Below are 16,462 nucleotides of genomic sequence, written 5' to 3' on the forward strand. Positions count from 1 at the left end.
ACGGCGTCCGGGGGAGGAGCGGCTGATGACGATGAGCACCGCGTTGACAGATGGCGCCGTCCATGACGCGATTTCGGCTGCGAAGCTGGTCGAGAATCTACTCGGGCTCGCCTGGGCGAGCGATCCTGACGGCGAGTGCACCTATGTCACGCCCGGCCAAGGTGAATCGATGCTGTCGGCCCTGCGGGAACTTGGCATTGCTCAGGCCAGCCCAGCGGTTCAGCGGACAATCCACCCGGCAGATCTTCCCAAAGCCGTCGCCGCGTGGCGGTCCAGTCTGGCCGCTGGAAGCCACTTCGACGTCGAATGCCGTATCTCACAGGCTGAGGGCTGCTATACGCGGGTCCGGTGCTCCGCTCAGCCAAGCTATGATGATGAGGGTAAGATTACCGGATGGTACGGCACCTTCATTCGAGGCCCGGGGTCCGCACAAAGTCCTGACAAGGAGGAAGCCGGCGGAGCGCGCGATCTTCAGGAGCTCGTCGACACCGTCCCGGCCTTGATCTGGTGCACAACTCCCGATGGCACGCCATCGTACATCAACAAGCGCCTGGCCGATACCGTCGGAGTGAGCTTGGGGGACCTGATCGGGTCTTCGAACTCCAAGTCCTTCGCTGACATCCATATGGAGGATGTCCCGATGGTCGAACGCGCGCTAACGCACTCGTTCGAGACCGGAACTTCGTTCGTGGCGACCTATCGCCAGCTCAGGTCAGATGGAAGCTACCGCTGGACCGAAGGCCGCGCGGAGCCATTGCGGGACGACAAGGGCGTGATTACCCAATGGTATGGCGTCTGCGTCGATGTGCACGACCGGGTCATCGCTCAGGAGGCGCTTCAGGAACAGGAGCGACACCTAAGGCGGCTGGTCGACGCCATGCCGAGCCTGACCTGGTGCCTGTCGCCAGATGGTCAGCCCTCCTATTACAGCAAGCAACTCGCCCGATGGCTCGGACTGTCCGTGGAGGAACTCGATGGTCGCGGCGTGAGCCGCCTGCAGCTGGCCGAAACGCTGCTGGTGCACCCTGAGGACGGTAGGGCAGCACATGAGGCGCTTGCACAGTGCGTGCGCACCGGAGAGCCGTTCAACCGGCGCTACCGAGTTCGTCGCCATGATGGCCAGTTCCGCTGGATGGACGTGCGGGCGCAGGCGCTGCGGGATGAGCGCGGCCAGATCGTGCAGTGGTATGGCGTACTCATAGACATCGAAGACCTGATGCGCGCTCAGGAAGGACTGCGCCACAGAGAGCGCGAACTCTCCCAACTCATCGACATGGTGCCCAGCCACATCTGGCGCTTGAGTGCCGTCGGCGAACCCATGTTCTTCAACAAGCGAATGGTCGACTTCCTAGGCTGGAATGTCGAGGATCGCGAAGAAGGAAGTGGGCTGCTCAGCTTGCTCAAGGCGATCCATCCCGAAGATGTGAAGGCTTTCGAGACATCTCTGGGGCAGTCGATTGAGAACGGCGACAGTTTCGCCATGCGATACCGGCTGCGGCGCGCCGACGGTGAGTATCGCTGGATGTCGGGACGAGCCGAGCCCGTTCGCGACGACCGCGGGCATGTCGTCCAGTGGTTCGGCCTCTGCCACGACATCGATGACCAGATGCGCCTCTACACGGAAGTCGCCGACCGTGAGGCTAAAATAAGGCGACTGGTCGACTCCGACATCATCGGGATCGTGATCTGGGACCTGGATGGCACCCTGATCGACGCGAACGACGCGTTCCTGAGCATGATCCAGTATGACCGGGCGGACGTCGCAAATGGATTGAACTGGCTCAACATAACCCCTCCCGAATGGCAGCAGGTCCATGCGCTGGAGGAGGCTGAAGAGCTTGCTGCGACAGGCAAGATGGAGGCTCGCGAGAAGGAATACTTCCGGAAGGATGGAAGTCGCGTGCCGGTCCTGATCGGTGCCGCATGTTTCGAGGGCGACTCCCGGCAGGGGCTCGCGTATATTCTGGACCTCACTGAGCGGAAGCGTGCGGAAGCGGCACTGCGCGATCGCGAACGGGAACTCTCGCAGCTAGTGGATATGGTGCCGATCCCGCTCTGGCGGCTCGGTTCCCGAGGAGAGCCCATCTTCTTCAACAAGCGGATGGCGGACTTCATCGGACATGATCCAAACAACTCCCCCTCAAGCGACGGGTTGAACTTCGTCGAACTGGTCGCCGCGCGCACCCACCCGGAGGACGTCGAGCTCGTGACCGAGGCCTTCCACAATGCCCTTCTGACAGGTGAGCCACTTTCCGTATCCTACAGGCTGAAGGGACCTGCCGGAGCTTACCGGTGGGTCCTCTCGAACTCGGAGCCGCTTCGGGACCACTCGGGTCAGATCGTCGGGTGGTATGGGTTCTCTCACGACGTCGACGATCAACTTCGGGTGGAAGAGGCACTCCGCGAGCGGGAGCGATTCCTCTGGCAGGTCGTGGAGACACTGCCGGCGATGATCGATTGCGCCGCGCCCGACGGAGAGCCGATCTATAGGAGCCAGCAGCTCAGGGAGTTCCTGGGTTATGAGCTCGGAGCTCTCGACGAGACCGGAAGGTCCCGACTGGCAGGAACACTCGATGCCGGGGTGCACCCTGATGATCTTGCCGGGGTGAGAGAGGACTACGCGCACTCGCTGTCGACGGGTGAGCCTTATGCGAGGCGACACCGTCTCCGTCGTCACGACGGGGAATACCGGTGGGTCGAAACGCGTGCCGCTCCGATGCGTGATCTGAGCGGCGCAATCATCCAGTGGAACGTTATCTGCCTCGACATCGATCGGGAAGTAAAGGCGCAGGAGGAGCTCCGGCTCGCTCAGGAGCGGTTGGCTCAGGCCACGCAGGCGGCAAGCCTCGCCGAACTCTCCGCTTCCATCGCCCACGAGATCAATCAGCCTCTGGCAGCCGTCGTGACGAACTCCCACGCCTGTCAGCGCTGGCTGAAAATGCATCCGCCAAACCTCGAACGAGCACAGCGGACGGTCGATCGGATCGTTCGCGACGCGAATGCAGCGGCCGACGTTATCAGGCGGATCAGGGGACTCTTCCGAAAGAGCGACGAACCTCGAAGCCTGCTCTCCTTCGAAGAGATAGTCTCCGATACGCGGCGCGTGCTCGCTGACCTCGCCCGGTCCGCGCGCGTCGACGTATCGCTGTCGCTGAGCGGCGATATCGGGCACCTGCTCTTCGACGGCGTTCAGACCCAGCAGATCCTGCTCAACCTCATGCGCAACGCCGTGGAGGCGATGGACGGACAGTCGGCAGAACGGCGTTTGGCCGTGAAGGCAACTAGATCAGGGGAGGTCGCTCACGTCGAAGTCTCCGACACCGGACCGGGCATCATCAACCCGGAAAACATCTTCGACGCCTTCTTCACCACCAAGCGGACAGGAATGGGGATGGGATTGGCGATCTCACGCTCCATGGTCGAATCCCTCGGAGGCAAGATCTGGTTCCGGAACAATGACGATCGAGGCGCGACGTTCGCGTTCACGTTGCCGATTGGCAGCGAGGCGAATGCATGAGCCCGGAAGAGCCCATCGTGCACATCGTGGACGACGACCCGCGCGTGCGGGAGGCGATTGGTGAGCTGCTGTCCGCGCACGGCATCCGGTCCTCGAGTCACGCATCCGCCCGTGAATACCTAGCCGCCCCGAGGTCAGATGCACCGGCCTGCCTCATCCTCGATGTGAGCCTGCCGGACATCAACGGACTGGATCTGCAGAACCAGCTGACTGGTCCCGGGCAGCCGCCGATCGTGTTCATCACCGGACATGGCGACATCCCTTCGTCCGTGCGCGCCATCAAGGGGGGTGCGGTCGACTTCCTGACGAAGCCCTTCAGCGATGCCGCGCTCCTCTCGGCCGTGGAGGCGGCAATCGCGCAGGACTGCGAAATGCGAGCGCAGCAGGCGGAAATCGGAGTTCTCCAGGAGCGATATGATCAGCTCACTCCCCGTGAGCGCCAGGTTCTCCCGCTCGTCGTCAGCGGCCTGCTCAACAAACAGGCCGCAGCCGAGCTACGCATCAGCGAGATCATGCTGCAGGTCCATCGCCGGAACGTCATGCAAAAGATGCGGGCGGACTCGCTCGCCGACTTGGTGCGGATGGCCGAGCGTCTTGCCATCCCGGTGACCCACTCACGTCGACCGGGTCGATCCTGACATGCTCGGCAATCAGCCCTTGATCGCAGTCGTCGACGATGACTCCCGGCTGTTGGAGTCATTGGAGGATCTACTCGACTCCGCCGGATACGCGACATGCATGTTTACGTCGGCCGAAGCCTTCCTCGCCGCCGACACAGCTGCTGTCGACCTCCTCATCACTGACATCGGCATGCCAGGGATCGACGGCCTCGAACTCCGCGCGCGGGTGCAGAGAACGGACGCCCAACTGCCTGTCTTCGTGATCACAGGGCGGCACGAACCCCAGGACGAGGAACGCCTCGAGCGCGTCCCCAACCTCTTCCGCAAACCGTTCGATGCCGCCCACCTACTTGCAGCCTTGGATCGAGCTCTCACCTCACGAAACCGCGGAGGCCATCATGCGATCTGATCAGCTAGACCGTCGAACGCAGCCGGCGTTGCCGGCGCGCCTCAATGCCGTGCCTGAGCAGGCGAATGTGATCGTCGTCGACGACGATGAAGCCATGCGAGAGGCTCTTTCGGAGCTCATTCTGTCAGCGGGATTCCAGCCCGTCACCCTGGGCTCCATCCGCGAGCTCCTCGAGACCGATCTACTGCAGCGACCCGGGTGCCTGATCCTCGACGTCCGCATGCCGGGCGCCAGTGGCCTGGATCTTCAGGAATACCTCGCCCGGAGCGGAAACCCCAAGCCCATCATCTTCCTCACCGGGCACGGCGACATCCCCATGACCGTCCAAGCCATGAAGGCAGGTGCTGTGGATTTCCTGACCAAGCCGGTGAGGGATCAAGTGCTCCTCGATGCAGTCAATGCCGCGCTCGCAAGGGATGCGCAGCAGCAGTCTGAGGCTGAACTCGTTGCGCAGAATCTCGAACGATTCCAGACGCTGACACCTCGCGAACGCGAGGTCATGCACGAGGTGGCACGCGGACGCCTCAACAAGCAGATCGCCTTCGACCTCGGCATCAGCGAGGTGACCGTCAAGCTGCATCGCAGCAACGTCATGCGCAAGATGCAGGCGATGTCCATCGGCGAGCTCATCCGGATGTGGGAGACCCTCCCCGAACCGCTGCGACGTGCAAGTTCGGCTTAGGGCGTGAGCACCCGATCGCAGCCGCTGGCCGAGCGGGCCGGCTAGCTCAGCGGCCGGAGATAGCCTCTGGCTGTAGGGTCGACGCCCAACCCCCAGCTCGAGGCCGAGCGGAAGGCACCCTCCCGCTCGACCTCGCCATGCTGTCGTCCGTCAAAAATGCCAAGCCAACCCGGCCAGAGCCTGATGGCGCTCGAACTTGGAGCCGCTTCCGCCGAGATCGCTATACCGATACTCGAGCCGTGCCGACAGCCGCTGGGTCAGGAGGCGCTCGACGCCTCCGCCGACCGTCCAGCCATCCAGGTTGTCCTTGCCCCTGCGGGGCCCCTCGAGGTCCAGCAGTCGAACGGACGCACGTACGTTCTCATAGCCCCCACGAACATACACGAGGGTTCGGTCGGTCACGAGGTAGCCCGCGCGAACGCCCAGGTCGAAGCTATACTCGGGATTGATCGTCGCGACCGCGTCCTTGTAAGAACGAGTGAGGCGGTCATCGAAGCCGAACAGAACACCGGCCTCACCCGACAAGACGATCCGATCGGCAGGTCGGATGTTGTACCCGGCGAAGATCCCGGCCGCGACTGCATCCTTGGAGGAGTTGACGCGTGCTGTTCCCAGGTCCGTCTCGACCCGGCCGAGCTTGTTCTGTGTCCACCCCGCTTGAGCGCCGACGTAGGGACCCTCGAAGCTCTGCGCGGCCAGCGGCTGCGAAGTGCCAGACGCAAGCAGGAGCGTGAAGAGTGCGAGTTTGATTTTCATTGCATTATCATCCTTTGATTAGTGAGGGTTCAGGCCGCGTGTCTGCGCACAGGCAGGAAGCTTCCGTCGATGCCGCCGGGCCACGGGGTGACGGTCTCACCGGCGACCATCCACCGCTCGCCGCTCTTGAGCAGTCTCAGCTCGTACATCGCAGCGGGCGAGTTCGGGCTCATGCGCCGGTAGAGGATGGCGGTCGCGAAGCTGCCCTGCTGCTCGACGTGGAGCACGCGGTGCTCGGTCGAGAGAGGAGCCTCTCCGCCATCCCGCCGTGCCCGGAACTCGGCGAAGGATTCCGCCCGGCTGACCCTCGTCACGTTTCCGTCACTGCCGAGGATGAGGAAGCTTTGATCGGGTGTGTAGAGGCGCTCCATGCCGTCCACGTCATAGGCGCTCCCGATATGCACCACCTCGTGGATCAACTCGTGTATTCTCGGATCGACTGGCTCGATTCCCATTGGACATTCCTTTCTGTTGAAGATGTCAGAGCAGCGCCATCCCGCCGTCGACGCGGAGATTGACGCCGGTCACGAAGCTGCTTGCGTCAGAAGCGAGAAACAGTGCCGCCCGAGCGACCTCCTCGGGCTGGCCGAAGCGCGCGAGCGGGATGGATCTCGTCATCGCCGCGGTGAAACCTTCCCGATCTGCTTCCGGGACCCCGAGCTTCTCGACGATCGCCGTATCGGTCGGACCAGGACTGAGAACGTTGACGCGAATCCGGCGGCTGCTCAGCTCGAGCGCCCACGCGCGTGCGAAGGCGTTGATCGAGGCCTTGGTCCCCGCATAGACCGGATGACCCTCGAGCACCTTCTCGCTCGCAATGGATCCGAGGCAGATGATGGCCCCGCCGTCTCGCAGGACCGGCGCTATGTGCTGCACTCCGAAGAAGGTGCCGCGCGCGTTGATCGAAAACTGCGCGTCGTAGTCGGCCTCGCTCACTTCGGTGGTGTTCTGAATCCTGATGATGCCGGCGTTCGCGACATAGACGTCGATGCCGCCGAAGCGCTCGCGGACAAAGTCAGCGACCTTCCGGTGATGCTCCGCATCCGCGACATCACCCTGCAGGCCGATAGACCTATTCCCGATGATACTTACGGCATCGTCCACGACGTCCTTGCGCCGTCCGGTGATCACCACCTGCGCGCCCTGGGCGGCAAAGAGCTTCGCGGTCTCGAGCCCGATGCCGCTGTTGCCCCCGGTCACGATGGCGACCTTTCCTTGCAAGCTCAACATTTGAGTTCCCTTCCGTTGCATGTCCTCTGATTATGGGTGTTCCAGAATGGCGCGGTTAGGATGGACAAAGGCACAGGTCCTTTGCCATTAAGTCGCGAATGAAGGGGATCGAACGCTATTCGGGCCTGTTCGCCTTCGTCCGAACCGCGGAGGCGGGCTCGTTCAGCGCGGCTGCGCGGCTCGGTGGGACGACCCCATCCGCGATGTCGAAGAGCGTCGAGCGCCTCGAGCGGAAACTCGGAACCAAGTTGTTCCTGCGGTCCACCAGATCGCTGTCGCTTACCTCGGAAGGTGCAGCCTACTACGAGCGCATCGCACCCCTGCTCCAAGCCCTGGAGGATGCGGACGAGGTGCTCGGCGACAAGCGCAGCACGCGGGGCAGGCTTAGGGTCAGCCTCCCTGGGATCTTGGAGTCCCTCCTAGTGGATGCGCTGACGAAGGACTTCGTGCCGCGCCACCCCGAGGTCACGCTCGAGATCAGCGTGACCGATCGCCACGTTGATCTGGTGCGGGAAGGGTTCGACGTGGCGCTGCGCGTCGGCGCAGTCGGAGACGTCGACTGGATCACTCGCCCGCTGGGCGTCCTGCCACTGGTCCTGGTCGCGTCCCCAACCTACCTCGACCGGATCGGCATGCCGACATCCATTGGGGACGTGGGTCAGGCGGAACACATCCGCTACGTCCTCGGATCGCAGGCATACCCGATCTCCCTCGCCGATGGTGCGAGCCTCGAGATCGAGGGCCGGTTCGATACGGACTCTGGCCAGGCAATGCGGATAGCCGCGCTGAATGGGGTCGGGGTCGCACAGCTGCTCAGAGTAGCGGTCAGCGATGACCTGGCGGCCGGCCGATTGATCGAGGTTTTGCCGCAAGCGGCGCTCGCGCCAGTTCCAGCGCAGGCATTGCACGCCTTCGCGCGCTTTCCACCTCTGCGCGTGAGGGCCTTCTGCGACTTCGTGGCTGACGTGCTGGCTCCGTACTCGCTCAAGGCTTGATGCGGGCATGCAGTCGTCTGCGGCTCTAAAGCTGGAGCCCGCACAGACTGGCCCAACGTCCACGGACGTTCTGAACGCTGTGACGGAAGCACCGCAGAGACACCGCGATGTAGGGCCGCTACCCCGGAGTCGGCTCGACCAGTTCGTGAACAGCACGGCGTCATCTTCCGCTGGATCTGTAGATGGGCGGATCAGCACTTGCCGAGCCTTCGCCGCCACGCAGTTTCCTCTGAAGCGACCCGCTCCGCGCGGACATCATGCGGACGCTGAGGTTCTCCTGGGTTGAAGGTCAGTTTCTTCAAACCCTGACGGGGCTTCGCTCCCTCTGTGGGTCAGGTGGCATTGTGCCAAAGCGTGAGCGTGCGAGCGGAAGATCGACGGGCGCAGCCACCGGCGGTGCCCGGCCCATCACGACCCAGCGTAGCGGACTGCCTGCGCGCCAGTCGCGAGCGTCAATCGCTCTGCACAACTGGAGCATCCGAGGAAGGGGTGATGACCTTCAGCGGGGCGCTCAGCACCGCTCCGTCAAACGATCAGCGAGTGCTCTTCAGACCGCAGGTGATCCGACGATCAGACATGACCCAGATGGCAGTCACGGCGAATTAGAGGGAGATCGCGAGCCAACGGTTCGAGAACGCCAGCGGCACCGCGATGACGTACATGGCGATGCTGCTCCAACCCTTCCAATCCGAACCAATCGCCCGCGCCAGCGCTGGGTCCGGGCCGTTGCACGCTATGATCGCCCGTTCGGTCATGCTGCAGCCTACGGCCGCCATACCAAGGATCACGCCGTAGGCAGCCGTCACATACGGGGAGAACCCGCTCTGATCGAGCCACCGGATGACGAAGGGCACAAGCGTCAGCCAGAACAGCAGGAAGAGGTTCGCCCACAGCACACGGCCGTCGATCCTGTCGGCGGTCCGCATCATGTGGTGGTGGTTGCTCCAGTAGGTGCCAGCATTGATGGAGCTGGACCCTAGACCAGCAGGATGGGCACCTCGGCCCACAAGTCTTCAGGATTGGTTCCAGTCGGTGCCTTCAGGCCCAGCACCGTGATCGTCATGATGATGGCGATCAGCCCATTGGTGATCGCCTCAACCCGCCTTCCCGTCAACGAAGCGCCTCGGCCATCAACCGCAAGAGGGAGAGTTGCGCCGACCGGCGCGACCAGCCTGTCGAGCGGCCTGCGTCGAATCGGGGCTGTGCATCGAGGCCGCGCTCAATCGTCGAACGGGGCAGCCTGAACGAGATCCACGGACGATTGCGCCCTGTAGTCGGGAACGAACCGATCTCCAAAGTCACGCAGGAAATTGTCGTGGGTGGTCGCGGGAGCCTGTTCAACCAAGTGGACGAAGCACCTCGTCATCTGGCGCTTCATGTTCAGGCGGGGAAAGGCTTGGACAATCATGTCGCGTTCCGCGGTCGAGATCGCGTCTGCCGCGAGCCCGACGACATCGAGACAGACGCCGCCGGTGCATAGCGCGACCTCCGGCTCCTTATGGAGCCCGATCGAAGGGGTGGAGTTCAGGGCGACGCTGTCCCAGATCAATTGCGAGCGCCTGTCGTCGAAGCCGAGTTCCCGAACGAAGCTGCGGGCGAGATCCGCTCCCTCAACCTCGAACCGCCGCGGACCTGAAAAGCGCTCGTTCAGCGTGATATCATGCAGCAGCGTCCCGATAGCCAGGACCTCTGCGTCGTGATGCACTTTTCTCACCCGGCCCAGTCGGATCGCGAAGAGCCACGACCTAACGACGTGATTGAACAGGTATGGCGGGCATGAGGCACGGGCATGATCGATCGCCCGCTGGATCGATGGCGGGATTCGAAAGCCCGCGAACTCGGCGATGTCGTCGTTCATCCGTCAGCTCTTTCTAGAAGCGGACTGCTCGTGAGCAGGGGCACGGCAGGAGCTTCCGTCACAAGAAGGCTTGTGCCCCAAGCCTATCGGACGTGCGAATGGTGAGGGCACCATCACTGTCGTCCACTACGAAGACAGCCAGCACCTTGGCCGGCCGGGTGGCGCTCGCGTTCGCGCTCACCTGATGATGGTCGCCGGGCAGATCCGCCCAGTTCTCGTCGGCCCGGTAGGTTCTAACCGTGCTACCATTGATCTGGCAGCGGACCTCGCCCTCCAGGACCGTCGCACAGATGATCGCAGACTTCGCGTGCCTGTGTGACGGTGAGAAGCCTCCCGGACCATATTCCACTAGAACACCCTTGAGGCTTTTGCCGGGGATCCCCGGAAGAGCGTGGTGGTAGACCGGCGTGATGGAAGCGTTCCGCGATCCGCTCAAGGATGTGCCGCCCTGTGTGCCCTGCCCCAGGGCGGGTGCCTGGCTCAACAGGGCAAGCGGGAGGGCTGCGGCCCATAGCGTGAAGTTCTTCATGGACACCCTCTGCTCACGCCTTCCTGAGAAGAGCAGGCGCCTCACGCCGGCGAGCGATCCAGTCAGCGAGCTTGACCTGCCCGAGCTTCGCTTCACCCAACGGTACCAGCGACAGCTGGTCGACCAGTCCTCCGAAGTAGCGCGCGCTTGCATCGGTCACCACTGCCCGCCGGTCCCCGGTCTCCTTCAGGTATCCACGAATCACCTCGTCGAGGGGCAGTCGGTCGGGACCCGCAATCTCCACGACTGCGTTGTCCGGTTCGGAAAGTGCCGCTTCGGCCACGAACACAGCCACGTCGTCAGCGGCGATCGGCTGGAACATGCCCGGCGCGATATGGACCTGTCCATTCGTCTCGCCAGCGTCGGCGATGGCGCCAAGAAATTCCATGAACTGTGTCGACCGAACGATCGTGTGCCGCTGCCCTCTTTCAATGACCTGGTTCTCCTGAGCGACCTTGGCGCGGAAGTAGCCATTCTCGGGCGAGCGATCGATCCCGACGATGGACAGAACCACGTGGTGCCGGACGCCCGCACGAATCTCGGCGCTCAGAAGATGGTCCTCATGGGTCAGGAAGAACTGGTAGACGTCGTCGGGATCGAAGGAAGGCGAATTGGCGAGATCGACCACGATCTCTGCTCCAGCGAGTGCTTCGTCCAGCCCCTCACCCGTGATGGTGTTCACGCCGGTGTTCGGAGCGGCAGCGACTACCTCGTGGCCCAGCCCACGCAGAATCGCCGTCACTTTTGAACCGATCAAGCCGGTCCCGCCGATCACAGCAATCTTCATCTGTCGGTCTCCTTTCGAGCTCCTTCGCTGGTTCGACCGGTGGACCTTCTCTCCGGAGAAATTAATCGGACCTCACGCCAGCCAGCATCATCCTCGGGTCGAGGCCATTCTGCACCAACGTCTAGGCGGGCAGCGGCTGGCACGACTGAGTTCGCATTGGCTACGCCAGGCGTTCTACAGGTCGAAAAATCAATGGTCGCCCGACGTGCCCGCACAATGAGCCCAGTCGCGGTCGATCGACCACATGCACTGCACGTACGCGGAAAGCAGTCACCTGCACCAGCTGAGGGTGAATGCGGCTGCGGAAACAATGGCGCAGCACCGCCAATCCGATGGTCGCTCCTACCGCTTTGGGCAGGGGCCTCCTGGCCGGATGCATAGCTGACCTCGGAGCGTCGAGGGCGTATTCGGCGCCGAATGCCAAAGGGGCAAATCCATGTATCAAGACGCCGACCGGCAATTCACCGTCATCACAGCGCTTCGCTGCTCCCCCTGCAACGCCCCGCTGCAAGCGGAGCGGCGGCTCCGCGATCTAATCCTTAACAGAAAGGTCAGCTCGGAATGGCACCCCGCATGAACTTCTTCCAAATCGCTCCCGACGGGGCGAAGGCCCTGAACGCCGTCGAGCAGGCCATTTCCGGAAGCGGTATAGACCACGGCCTATTGGAGCTTGTGCGGTTGCGGGCCTCGCAGGTCAACGGCTGCGCGTTCTGCATCAACATGCATGTAACCGGAGCCTTGAAGAACGGTGAATCGCACGAGCGCCTCCACCTTCTCTCCGCATGGCGCGACTCGCCGCTGTTCACCGAAAGGGAGCGCGCGGCGCTGAACTGGACCGAAGTGCTGACGGATGTCAGTCGGACGCATGCACCTGAGGCCGACTTCCTCTACCTCAAGGTACACTTCGAGGATCAGGAGATCGCCTACCTCACCCTCGCGATAAGTTCGATCAACGTGTGGAACCGCATCCAAATCGGTCTGCATGCTCGTCGTTCCACGGGGCAGGTCGCCGCAGCCGCTTAGACAGGTCACCGACGCCCTCCCGCTCCTCGCGAGGAGGGCGATAGCCGCCGATGGCTCCGGCATCGTGCCGCTCCCGACCGTGCTGGCGCCCGCCGCAGCGGATCGCGGGACCCGCTTCGCGAGCGTCCGAATCCTGCCCATGAGTTTCCGCCAGTGGCGGAGCTGCCGATGACGATTGAAAATCATATTCGCTAGAGGCTCGCTCGCGATCTTCGGACCAGGATCTTGATCGCATAATCGGGTGCGCTCGCCGCACGGAAGCCGATCACTCCCCGGTCCAGCGCCAAACCCGCACCAAGGCCGCCCTCGTCGCAGCAACCGTGGCCGTGAACGCCTTGGACATCGATCCCGGGCTTGGCCTCAGACACCAGGCCGACGACTGACGCTTGGATGTCGACAATCGGTTCCACAACCGAACACGCGCGATCCTCCACATGAGCCCAACTGCACGAGCAAGGGAGTCGGACTCGTTCCAGGTGCTCGGCGCTTGGTGCCCGGACCGCGCCCGCGGAGTCGCGGGCCGGCGTGTGATCATCCTCAGGCACTGAAGCCGCGTCACAGTCCACTTGGCGGAGCGGGGCTGCGCGCGTCGCCCGAGATCTTCGAACAGCCCCATCGGCGGCGCAGGTCTTCAAGCGTGCTGGGGTGCGCCGCGGTCACGGGTGCTGCCGCTCGGACGGTTCTCGTCCGGTGAGGTGAGAAAGGTCCTGATTTCAGCTGATCGGGTTGACCACAGGGTCACATGGAAAAGGAGAATTCGATGACGCTTGAGTTCGAACGAGACGGTGCTCGCGTGCGCCTGGGAGACGCTCCTCGTGATCGCGAAGCAGCAGACCGGCAGGCAGCCGCTGCCATGCCCGCAAGGGGAGAGAAGGTGCTTGAGGAGGTAGCGGAGTTCGTGCGCCTGCTCGCGGCGGTGCCTACCCTGGACTACGATCTGGCGAAGAAGCTGGCTCCCGCTGCGCCCCTGCCCAGCGGATATTCGCATCTGCGGCTGTTCAGGCGGGGCGAGAGCGCGGCGTTCCACCGCAGCTTCATCGTGGGGCCGAACGCCAGGCCGATGACCCTGCACAATGTGCTGTATGGTGTCCTGCAGTGGCCCGGAAGGGAAGTAACGAGATGGTCCGGCACTTGGAGCAGACCGGACGCAATCCCCGGCGTTCTTGACCTCGAAGTCGACATCGATACGCAGGTGGTGGATCGGCCGCTGCGCCTGCGCCCTTAGAACGTCAGGCTGGCCCCCTGATCCAGTCCACGTCGTCGAAGTCGCACTTAAACAGGAGGTAGATCGCCCGCATCCTGGCGAGCTCACAGTCCTTCAGCGTCCACTCTCCGGTCGCAGTCCGGCGCACGTCGTCGTTCGGCGTCTGGAGGGTGAGGTGCGTCACTCCCGCCGCGTGGGCGTCGATCATTGCCGATATCGCCGCCGAGTAGGTAGCCTCATGATGCGAGCCATCCTCCACCACCCAAGACGTGGTGCTCCCATCCACGCGGATCTCGAACTGTCTTCCCGCGCCCAGCGGGCGGGTCGCACCGTTGACGGTGATGGTCTTGCGCCGGGTCGGGAAGCCCATGTGCGTTCGCGCCATCTGCCACTCCTTCGAAATGGCGCCGGCTAGCCGCCGGAACTTAAGCAGCGGTTAGCTCGACAGTCGCGGTCTCGCACCGCTTCTGTCCAACAGAGGCAAGCCGGCGCGTGGCGCCCGCGCGATGCCGATCGGTCAATCGACCGCTGGAGCATCGATCCCGCAGAAACGGCTCAAGGCAGGCTCCCTCAAATCCTGACCCCGGTCGCCGGGGCCGATGGGAACAGGCGCGCGCCCGCCACCGCATCCGTCCGGCGCAGCGGTCGGCACTCCCCACACCGCCCGCTCCCACCGGGCGACCCCAGAACTCGAGCAGCACATGGAGTAGATGATGAACGCTTCCGCAAATCATAAATCGCCCGACCTGACCGGCATTGACCCACTGCGTTGGGCCGAGGTGACGAGGCGCATCGAAGCTATCGAAGCATATCTCGCGCTACCGTTCCCGACGGCTGACGACCGCGCTGCGGCGGCCCGCAGCGTCGGCCTCGGGGCACCGCAGTTCATGAACCTCGTAAGGGCCTGGCAGGTCAGTCGGCGACCGGACGCGATAGCGTCCACGGGCGGCAGGACGCGCACGCCACGAGGCCCGAGATCCGGCGGTCTGCCACCGGCCACCCGCGCGGCAGCCGAGGAGGCGATCGCCGCGCTGCCCGTCAACGCCTCGCACCGGGAGGCGATCAGGGCGGTGGCGAAGCTCTGCGCCCAGCGCCGAACCCGTCCGCCATCCGACGGGATGGTCGCCTACATCCGCATGTCACTCCTCAACCGCATCGTCGGGGGCGCCGGCCCGAGCCATCTGGTGATCGGCCGGGCGATCGTCGCCATGCCGGTGCGGATCGACGACCGCCTGATCCTGCCCGAGTTGCTGATCGCCGTGGACCTGCGGGACGGAGCCGTGCGTGCGGCCGCCCTCGCCCTCGGTGACGGGCCATCGCCGTCCTTCCGGGAAGAGCTCGGGCGGCTGGATATGACGGGCATCGAGCTCCTCGTCGAGACAGTGGAGGATCGGGAGATCTCGATGGCGGTGGTCGCCGAAGACAGAGATCTTCGGACCCGGTTCAGCACCGGCCGCATGCTGGCGAAGACGCTGGGCAGCGGGATCGGGCCGGTCGACCTCATCTACAGTCCACGCACAAAGCTAACGCCCGAGCGCATCCTGAGGGCGGGGGCAGACGAGCCGCTGTCACCCGCCGATGCGGCCATTGTGCTCCAGGCGGCACTCGCAGAGCACGACCGTCGCCGCGGCGCAGGCGAGCCGGTGCTGCTGATGCTGTGACATCACATACCCGCGAGCGCCGACAGCATAGCCCTCAACGCCGTGTCGTCTCCGTCACCATCTCCCTGCAGCACATGCTCCAGCATCTCATCGTTGTGCGCCGTCACCTCCAGCTTGAGTCGGGCAGCAGCCGCGTCAGGCTCGAGGACGGGCGCGCGCCGGATGAGGGTGCGGGGCGGGTCCAGTCCTGGCCGCGTACGCCAGAGCGGGAGCACGCCGAGCTGTGGACCGACTCTGGACAGGATGTAGCGGCCGCCGCCCTTCTTGGTCACGTTCAGGCCGATTCCCGGCGCAGCGCCACGCAGGACGTCAAGCGCGACTCGCGGATCATCCTCTCCCGGCACGACTTGGGCATGCGCGACGCGTTGGGCCCAATCGATTCGCCGGAGGCGCTGGTCACCCAGGCGCTCCAAGGCGTCGGCGGCCGCGAGGGAATAACCCGGCATCGCCTCGTCGCCATCGCCTAGGCTGGCACCGATGACGAGGTGGGTAGCACTGTCCAGTATGGCGAACATCTCATAGGCGGTGAGATCCGGGCGCAGGATGCCACAGCCGCAATGGTCGAGTAACAGATGCTCTCCCGGCCTGCCCTTCCGGCGACGTCGGCGGAGTTCCGCTTCGATCACGGACCTGAGAGTGTTGTGAGACGGTAGAGTCACCTCGGAACCGACGTTTGACCTCAGCGCATTCTCAAGATCCAAGGCAAGCTGTCGAACCGATGCTTCCTCGTCGGCGTCGACCACGACGGCGGCTGCAGCCTGCAGGTTAGCGCCGAGGTCCGCACGCACCGCCTTCATCCTCCGCGCGCGTGGAGCGGCCGACACGCCAAGGGCCGAGAGCGAACGGTGAGCGTTCCAGTCCTTGTTCATCTGGTAGAAGCGGACAAGCTTCACGCCGGCGGCCACGGCCGCCTCGGCCGCCGTCCGAAAGCCCTCACCGCTGTTCCAACGGATCAGGGCCGCGCCACGCTGCAGCGCACGCTTCCGCTGCTCTTCGTCCATCAGCGCCCACATGGCCTGCTCCGCCTCCGGAACCGGCCCTTCGAACAGTTTCTCCAGACCTCGACCGCGACGCGAAGACGAAACACTTTCCAAGCAGCTCACCTCATCCTTCCGCAGATCACCGGTCCTGCGCTCGGCTTGTTAAGCACGTAATCGAAAAATTCTCCAGATTAGAATTTGACACCCCGGC

Annotated in this window: 18 protein-coding genes; 8 read left to right on the forward strand and 10 right to left on the reverse strand. The window is 63.9% G+C overall.

Annotation, left to right across the window (positions count from 1 at the left end; genetic code table 11):
- Nucleotides 1–25: 25 nt before the first annotated feature.
- From GON01_RS02700 to GON01_RS02715, 4 genes are read left to right on the forward strand one after another with little or no spacing between them, the layout of a single operon-like run.
- Complete coding sequence (locus GON01_RS02700; RefSeq protein WP_181600243.1) at nt 26–3,517, forward strand: PAS domain-containing sensor histidine kinase; 3,492 nt, start codon at nt 26–28, stop codon at nt 3,515–3,517.
- Nucleotides 3,514–4,155 carry a response regulator transcription factor gene (locus GON01_RS02705; RefSeq protein ID WP_157025808.1) on the forward strand — a complete coding sequence of 214 codons (642 nt, stop codon included), beginning with the start codon at nt 3,514–3,516 and terminating at the stop codon, nt 4,153–4,155. The genes GON01_RS02700 and GON01_RS02705 overlap by 4 nt, the downstream gene beginning before the upstream one ends.
- 1 nt (nt 4,156) lies before the next feature.
- Nucleotides 4,157–4,546, forward strand: coding sequence for a response regulator (locus GON01_RS02710; RefSeq protein WP_157025811.1), 390 nt, complete (start codon nt 4,157–4,159; stop codon nt 4,544–4,546).
- Nucleotides 4,536–5,228: a response regulator transcription factor gene (locus tag GON01_RS02715; protein WP_157025813.1), complete on the forward strand. Its 693-nt coding sequence runs from the start codon at nt 4,536–4,538 to the stop codon at nt 5,226–5,228. Before GON01_RS02710 ends, GON01_RS02715 begins: the two co-directional genes overlap by 11 nt.
- Before the next feature lie 150 nt (nt 5,229–5,378).
- Here the strand turns inward: GON01_RS02715 and GON01_RS02720 are convergent, their stop codons facing one another.
- The 3 genes from GON01_RS02720 to GON01_RS02730 are packed head-to-tail and all read right to left on the reverse strand — an operon-like array spanning nt 5,379 to nt 7,214.
- Nucleotides 5,379–5,984, reverse strand: coding sequence for an outer membrane protein (locus tag GON01_RS02720; protein ID WP_157025814.1), 606 nt, complete (start codon nt 5,982–5,984; stop codon nt 5,379–5,381).
- Nucleotides 5,985–6,013: 29 nt separating this feature from the next.
- Nucleotides 6,014–6,439 (reverse strand): hypothetical protein, encoded by a 426-nt coding sequence (locus GON01_RS02725; RefSeq protein WP_157025816.1) that lies wholly within the window; start codon nt 6,437–6,439, stop codon nt 6,014–6,016.
- A gap of 25 nt (nt 6,440–6,464) precedes the next feature.
- Entirely contained in the window at nt 6,465–7,214 is a 750-nt protein-coding gene (locus tag GON01_RS02730; protein WP_157025818.1) for an SDR family NAD(P)-dependent oxidoreductase, read from the reverse strand.
- A 98-nt stretch (nt 7,215–7,312) separates the two neighbouring features.
- Here GON01_RS02730 and GON01_RS02735 point away from each other — a divergent pair, with 98 nt between their 5' ends.
- A complete protein-coding gene (locus GON01_RS02735) occupies nt 7,313–8,209 on the forward strand; it encodes a LysR family transcriptional regulator (RefSeq protein ID WP_157025820.1) in 897 nt (298 codons plus the stop codon).
- A gap of 602 nt (nt 8,210–8,811) precedes the next feature.
- Here GON01_RS02735 and GON01_RS02740 read toward each other — a convergent pair.
- The 5 genes from GON01_RS02740 to GON01_RS02755 form a co-directional block, all read right to left on the reverse strand.
- Entirely contained in the window at nt 8,812–9,138 is a 327-nt protein-coding gene (locus GON01_RS02740; protein ID WP_258558470.1) for a TMEM175 family protein, read from the reverse strand.
- A 47-nt stretch (nt 9,139–9,185) separates the two neighbouring features.
- Entirely contained in the window at nt 9,186–9,323 is a 138-nt protein-coding gene (locus tag GON01_RS17165; RefSeq protein ID WP_258558471.1) for a TMEM175 family protein, read from the reverse strand.
- Nucleotides 9,324–9,428: 105 nt separating this feature from the next.
- Nucleotides 9,429–10,067, reverse strand: coding sequence for an HD domain-containing protein (locus GON01_RS02745; RefSeq protein ID WP_157025822.1), 639 nt, complete (start codon nt 10,065–10,067; stop codon nt 9,429–9,431).
- A gap of 58 nt (nt 10,068–10,125) precedes the next feature.
- Nucleotides 10,126–10,596 (reverse strand): cupin domain-containing protein, encoded by a 471-nt coding sequence (locus GON01_RS02750; RefSeq protein ID WP_157025824.1) that lies wholly within the window; start codon nt 10,594–10,596, stop codon nt 10,126–10,128.
- A gap of 13 nt (nt 10,597–10,609) precedes the next feature.
- Nucleotides 10,610–11,383 carry an SDR family oxidoreductase gene (locus tag GON01_RS02755; RefSeq protein WP_157025826.1) on the reverse strand — a complete coding sequence of 258 codons (774 nt, stop codon included), beginning with the start codon at nt 11,381–11,383 and terminating at the stop codon, nt 10,610–10,612.
- A 573-nt stretch (nt 11,384–11,956) separates the two neighbouring features.
- Here GON01_RS02755 and GON01_RS02760 point away from each other — a divergent pair.
- Both GON01_RS02760 and GON01_RS02765 read left to right on the forward strand, forming a co-directional pair.
- On the forward strand, nt 11,957–12,406 hold the full coding sequence (locus GON01_RS02760) for a carboxymuconolactone decarboxylase family protein (RefSeq protein ID WP_232328617.1): 450 nt from the start codon (nt 11,957–11,959) through the stop codon (nt 12,404–12,406).
- A gap of 760 nt (nt 12,407–13,166) precedes the next feature.
- On the forward strand, nt 13,167–13,631 hold the full coding sequence (locus tag GON01_RS02765; protein WP_157025830.1) for a hypothetical protein: 465 nt from the start codon (nt 13,167–13,169) through the stop codon (nt 13,629–13,631).
- A 4-nt stretch (nt 13,632–13,635) separates the two neighbouring features.
- On the opposite strand, the gene GON01_RS02770 is transcribed toward GON01_RS02765, so the two are convergent.
- On the reverse strand, nt 13,636–13,995 hold the full coding sequence (locus GON01_RS02770) for a hypothetical protein (protein ID WP_157025832.1): 360 nt from the start codon (nt 13,993–13,995) through the stop codon (nt 13,636–13,638).
- Nucleotides 13,996–14,320: 325 nt separating this feature from the next.
- Between GON01_RS02770 and GON01_RS02775 the strand changes: the two genes are divergently transcribed.
- Complete coding sequence (locus tag GON01_RS02775) at nt 14,321–15,271, forward strand: hypothetical protein (RefSeq protein WP_181600244.1); 951 nt, start codon at nt 14,321–14,323, stop codon at nt 15,269–15,271.
- A 2-nt stretch (nt 15,272–15,273) separates the two neighbouring features.
- Here the strand turns inward: GON01_RS02775 and GON01_RS02780 are convergent, their stop codons facing one another.
- A complete protein-coding gene (locus GON01_RS02780) occupies nt 15,274–16,284 on the reverse strand; it encodes a hypothetical protein (protein ID WP_157025836.1) in 1,011 nt (336 codons plus the stop codon).
- Nucleotides 16,285–16,462: the final 178 nt, after the last annotated feature.

The organism is Sphingomonas horti (assembly GCF_009753715.1).
GTDB lineage: Bacteria > Pseudomonadota > Alphaproteobacteria > Sphingomonadales > Sphingomonadaceae > Sphingomonas_B > Sphingomonas_B horti.

Coding starts and splice junctions, on each gene's coding strand:
- GON01_RS02700 (WP_181600243.1), top strand. CDS start 26: ATGACGATGAGCACCGCGTTGACAGATGGCGCCGTCCATGACGCGATT.
- GON01_RS02705 (WP_157025808.1), top strand. CDS start 3,514: ATGAGCCCGGAAGAGCCCATCGTGCACATCGTGGACGACGACCCGCGC.
- GON01_RS02710 (WP_157025811.1), top strand. CDS start 4,157: ATGCTCGGCAATCAGCCCTTGATCGCAGTCGTCGACGATGACTCCCGG.
- GON01_RS02715 (WP_157025813.1), top strand. CDS start 4,536: ATGCGATCTGATCAGCTAGACCGTCGAACGCAGCCGGCGTTGCCGGCG.
- GON01_RS02720 (WP_157025814.1), bottom strand. CDS start 5,984: ATGAAAATCAAACTCGCACTCTTCACGCTCCTGCTTGCGTCTGGCACT.
- GON01_RS02725 (WP_157025816.1), bottom strand. CDS start 6,439: ATGGGAATCGAGCCAGTCGATCCGAGAATACACGAGTTGATCCACGAG.
- GON01_RS02730 (WP_157025818.1), bottom strand. CDS start 7,214: ATGTTGAGCTTGCAAGGAAAGGTCGCCATCGTGACCGGGGGCAACAGC.
- GON01_RS02735 (WP_157025820.1), top strand. CDS start 7,313: ATGAAGGGGATCGAACGCTATTCGGGCCTGTTCGCCTTCGTCCGAACC.
- GON01_RS02740 (WP_258558470.1), bottom strand. CDS start 9,138: ATGATGCGGACCGCCGACAGGATCGACGGCCGTGTGCTGTGGGCGAAC.
- GON01_RS02745 (WP_157025822.1), bottom strand. CDS start 10,067: ATGAACGACGACATCGCCGAGTTCGCGGGCTTTCGAATCCCGCCATCG.
- GON01_RS02750 (WP_157025824.1), bottom strand. CDS start 10,596: ATGAAGAACTTCACGCTATGGGCCGCAGCCCTCCCGCTTGCCCTGTTG.
- GON01_RS02755 (WP_157025826.1), bottom strand. CDS start 11,383: ATGAAGATTGCTGTGATCGGCGGGACCGGCTTGATCGGTTCAAAAGTG.
- GON01_RS02760 (WP_232328617.1), top strand. CDS start 11,957: ATGAACTTCTTCCAAATCGCTCCCGACGGGGCGAAGGCCCTGAACGCC.
- GON01_RS02765 (WP_157025830.1), top strand. CDS start 13,167: ATGACGCTTGAGTTCGAACGAGACGGTGCTCGCGTGCGCCTGGGAGAC.
- GON01_RS02770 (WP_157025832.1), bottom strand. CDS start 13,995: ATGGCGCGAACGCACATGGGCTTCCCGACCCGGCGCAAGACCATCACC.
- GON01_RS02775 (WP_181600244.1), top strand. CDS start 14,321: ATGATGAACGCTTCCGCAAATCATAAATCGCCCGACCTGACCGGCATT.
- GON01_RS02780 (WP_157025836.1), bottom strand. CDS start 16,284: ATGTGGGCGCTGATGGACGAAGAGCAGCGGAAGCGTGCGCTGCAGCGT.